Origin of the sequence: Marinicellulosiphila megalodicopiae (assembly GCF_045862395.1) — a bacterium.
Classification (GTDB): Bacteria; Pseudomonadota; Gammaproteobacteria; order Pseudomonadales; family Natronospirillaceae; genus Marinicellulosiphila; species Marinicellulosiphila megalodicopiae.
The window spans coordinates 4,339,464-4,344,087 of the sequence record NZ_AP023087.1; the positions used below are offsets into that span (position 1 = coordinate 4,339,464).

The following is a 4,624-nucleotide window of genomic DNA, read 5'->3' on the forward strand; positions in this document are numbered from 1 at the left end:
AGCATAACCAATGAAATGAACACTAACATCATCGATTACGCTAGGTAATTTAATGTACTTAAATCACTCTTTTTCAAACATTAAAAAAGCGATTTCTTGTAACCGCTCTAAACCAAAGGGAGATTAACATTAGAATCAGAACTAATGCAGAAATACTTCCAGACTCCTCCTTAGGCTCTTCAGGTAACTCTGGATCTTCAGGAGACTCAACTACATCTAAGACTGTTAATTGAATCAAATGCTCATACTTAATATCATCAACAATTACAGATAACCTTATCTCATGCTCACCAACACTTAACGATTGAGTACCCAAAACCGAAGAATTCGAAACATTTCCATCTAATGAAGATGTCCAAACCAAATTTTCAGAAACATCATTTCCAGTATTTGTGACAGCACTTGCTAAAATAGAATGTGACTCTCCTACAAATAGCTGTTCAAAATCAAGATCAACAACTATATCAACAACTACTTCCAACACAGTAATAAAACAACAACTTTCAAACTCTACATCGTGTTCCTCATCTGAAAGGTGAGCTTCAATTCTATAATCTCCAGCGTCCACCCCCTGAAGATTCCACTCATAAGAATCATTTTTACCATCTAGATCCTCTTCTAACCCAGCCACAATTTCAATACGCTGAGCATCACTAACGGCAAACAATGAAATCAAAGCATTGCTATCTTCATCTTCATCTTCCCATTGAATAGTAACAAATTGTGCTTCCACTATTTCTTGATCAATAGGGAAAACAAACTCAAACCTTGGAGCTTGATTTAAAATAGGAAGCATAATATTAAATTCAAAAGTATCACTTGGCGCACTTTGAAGCGCCTCCTCATCCACAGCAATTACATTCCAATAATAATTCTGATTATTTGACAATACTCCTGACTCAATTGTGATACTTGTTGAATCCGATTCCATTGAAAGTACGCTATCCTCTAAATTGATATCAGAGTACATATTAAAAATATATGTTACGGAATCTGAATCTACATCGGATGTTTCAAACACCTCTAACGGAAATACTAAAGTATTAAGTGTCGCCAAATTTGCTGGTGATTGCAGCAAAACTTGTTCAGGTGCTTCATTTGTTTCATTGACAAAAAACTCGGACTCTAACCACTGACTTGAAACAGTATTATCACTCGCTTTTACTCTCCAATAATACATTTGATTCTCAACCAAATCAGAAACACTCCAAATAACCGAACCATTCATTTCAACAAGCACCTCTTTTGAAGTCGCATCATCAAATAAATTGTTATCTGCCAATTCAAACATATAGCTTACCGCTTGGCCTTCAGGATCAATCGCCGCATCACTTCTTAGTTCAGCAAATGATGTGCTTAATTCTCCATTAGGAGATAGATTGCCTAAACCAAGTGGTGCATGATTTTGAGTACTAACAAAAATTTCAGCATTTGAAGTAATAACCTGATCATTTGAATCGGATATCTCAGCCAACCAGTAATATTGAGTATCCTCTATCAATGACACATCAAGAGTCCAAGAGCTGTTTCCATCACTTGGAACACTAAGTGCTGAAGATTGAGCAATCAATAAATCATTTGAATCGTAAACTCTATATTGAATAGTTAAATCATCATTGTCGATATCACTAATACCTGAAACAAAAAGTTCAGGCTGAACGTTACTAATCTGAGTATTTAAGGGGATGACTTCATTGTATACTGGCGCATCATTTTGTGAATTAATAAAAAAATCTGCATAAACCCAATCAGTTAAAATAGGAGTATTCGTTATAGATTGAGCTCGTGCTCTCCAATAATAAGTTTGATTATCAATTAGCGCTTCTGTTAGTTCATCTTCCATTAACAGCCACGTTGTATTGATATTAGATTCATCAATTAAACTAGAAGCTAAAACATTAGAAAAATCAGATTCCGAACTTAACTCAAATATATACTGGACTTGTATCAATTCAATATGAGAAGCATTCACAACAGATAATTCAGGTAAAAAAGGCGCTATTGAATCTTCAAATATTTCAGAAGAGTTAAGTGGGGCATTAACCATCGGCATAGTTAATACTAAATCAAAGATCGCCGGGTTTAGCCCATAACCTAATTCTTCAGAATTATTTAAACCATCATTATCAAAATCTGTTTCTAATGTTTGAGTCAAATCTGAAAAATACTGAAACTCCAGCTTATCCCTGAATCCGTCACTATCACTGTCGCTTTCTAGAATATTCAAAACTAAATCTAATGAGTTAAATTTACCTTGATTATCTCGTACCAATGCAGAGATAACATGCTCACCTGGCATTAGCATTACATCAATTACAGCACCTTGTCCTAATACACCCTCTAAATTAGATTGCCAAATAATTTCATTAGAAATATCTCCTTGCTCTAAATCATTTGCTGAACTAGAAAGCTCAATTATTTGGTCATCGTATAAACTTCCTTGATGTATTAAAGCTGTTAATACCGGCGATTCATTAGTATCAAATATTTCGTATTGATGAGTTCTTACTACATTAAACTCTACATTTAAATCAAACTCAAAATTCAAACCTACATGCTCAAACCCAAACTCGTTAATCACTTTCACATCAAAAGAATTATTAGCATCACTTATTATTGCATTTAAATTAATAGCCGTTTCACTTGAGCTAATAACTGAACTCACTGCTTGATTATTTATTTCATTTGTAACTACTACTAAATAATTTATTGTATCGACTGGAAGAGTTAATAATAATTGCTCACCACTTAATAAAAATTCACTCTCTAAAGCTGTTGATATATTAATAACATCACTTATTGCGATATCATCTACAGTTAATTGGATTAAATACTCTTGCCCTTTCTTCAAATTTGAAAAAGTTACTCGCCTTAATCCATTATCATTTAATGATTGCGAAATTTCATTTGTTAAATTTTGATTTTGGTATTGCTTTAAGTTTGAATCCCATCTCAAATTCATTTGAGAATATTCAGTCGAATAAATAATCGATTCATTTATTTGCCCTGACTCATTTAAAAACTCAACTTCAACTTCATCGGCATTATCTTGGTACCATGCTACTGTAAACGTAGTTGTTCCAATATCTGTTATAAAAATATTTTCTTGTTTAACTTCAGCGATAGAATTTAATGTAAAGGTCAATCCAAATATTATTACTAATAATTTATTCATAAGACACCCCATCTGTACGAGACTTCTGCTTTATCTCACCCTTTACTGACAAGCTCTTTTCGCCTCCACCAAGAAGTAAAACAATAATATTTTTATTACCTGATAAATACACAGCTAATCGATCAGCAATATGATCACCGTCCCCCACAACCACCACGTTTTGTTTATTTTGTAGATCAATGCTTAACTCATTCCAAATTTCTTTAGATATAACTTCATCATAAACAGGCATCGGTGCTTCAATTATTGAATAATTATTAAAATGCAGTTTTATACTTTCTTTCTCCACAGATTTACGGATATCGATTATTGTTTTAGATACACTAATATTTTTATCAATTTCAATAAGTTGCTGATAATTGACAGTAGTAATTTCAGGCAACTCTAATCCGCTAGATTTAGAAATTCGATTTTTTTGAACACTTTGCCAAGCTTCAAAACCGCCTTCTAAAATCTCAACATCAGCTCCCGTTTTCTCCTCAAAAATCAATTTAGCATTTTTCGCATCATCACTTAACAAACCTGCATCATAAATCACAACAGCGCTAAATGGTGGAAATTTTTTATTACTCAATATTTTAAAAGGAATATTAATAGCGCCAACAATGTGATTATTTTGATATTCGAGATTTGTTCTTAAATCAATAACAACCACCCTTTCGTTACGATCAAATTTCTCCTTTAATTGGTCAACAGATATAGCAATACTGTTAGCGCTTAAAAAGCTCATTAACAGACTAATTATTATTCTAGTTTTCATATTCATTTTCCATTTGTAATACTACTACTGCTTTAGTAGATAAAATTTCACTTAATTTTGATTCAATTAACTTTAAATGCCTAGGAAACATTTCACCTGTTTTAGTATTCTTTCCCATTAATGAACCTTTATAAATTTCTTTTTCATTAGTTGCTCCATTTGAATATTCATCAAATGCACCAATAAAATGCCCCACTTCATGCGCTGCTATATTTGCATCCATCAAAACTGACCAGTGATGTGTATCAATGGCAAATCTATTACTACCAACCACCACTCGATGCGCCCCTTTGTATGAAGAAAACTTCACTTTAAATACCAAAGGTATCGTTTCAGAAAAAGCATTCACAGAAAATCGATTGTTATACTTTGCATCGATTGCATCTAACCAGTTTTGCTTCACTTGATTCAAATCAAACCCACTTACACTTTGTTCACTTAGTATTTGAATCAATATTTCAATTTCTATAAAGTCTTCAAAAAAAGAAACATTAAACTTAGCAGGCCATTGTTTATTATTTTGTGCAAACATCTGCTGTTCGATGATTGCTTTTTCATGATTTACAAATCCACTAAATACCGACACTTTTTTTTCAATTGATTGTCTGTCTTGATGTGTTTTGTAAAACAACACCACAAGTAAAACCAGAACAACTAATACGAAAAACAAACCATAAACTTTTTTCAAT

General features: G+C 32.7%; 3 protein-coding genes. All 3 read right to left on the minus strand.

Annotated features, from left to right (window positions below):
- Nucleotides 1-73: 73 nt before the first annotated feature.
- From TYM08_RS18740 to TYM08_RS18750, 3 genes are read right to left on the minus strand one after another with little or no spacing between them, the layout of a single operon-like run.
- Complete coding sequence (locus tag TYM08_RS18740; RefSeq protein ID WP_422380677.1) at nucleotides 74-3,175, minus strand: hypothetical protein; 3,102 nt, start codon at nucleotides 3,173-3,175, stop codon at nucleotides 74-76.
- Nucleotides 3,168-3,935: a rhodanese-like domain-containing protein gene (locus tag TYM08_RS18745; protein WP_422380678.1), complete on the minus strand. Its 768-nt coding sequence runs from the start codon at nucleotides 3,933-3,935 to the stop codon at nucleotides 3,168-3,170. Before TYM08_RS18745 ends, TYM08_RS18740 begins: the two co-directional genes overlap by 8 nt.
- Nucleotides 3,925-4,623, minus strand: coding sequence for a hypothetical protein (locus TYM08_RS18750; protein WP_422380679.1), 699 nt, complete (start codon nucleotides 4,621-4,623; stop codon nucleotides 3,925-3,927). Before TYM08_RS18750 ends, TYM08_RS18745 begins: the two co-directional genes overlap by 11 nt.
- Nucleotide 4,624: the final 1 nt, after the last annotated feature.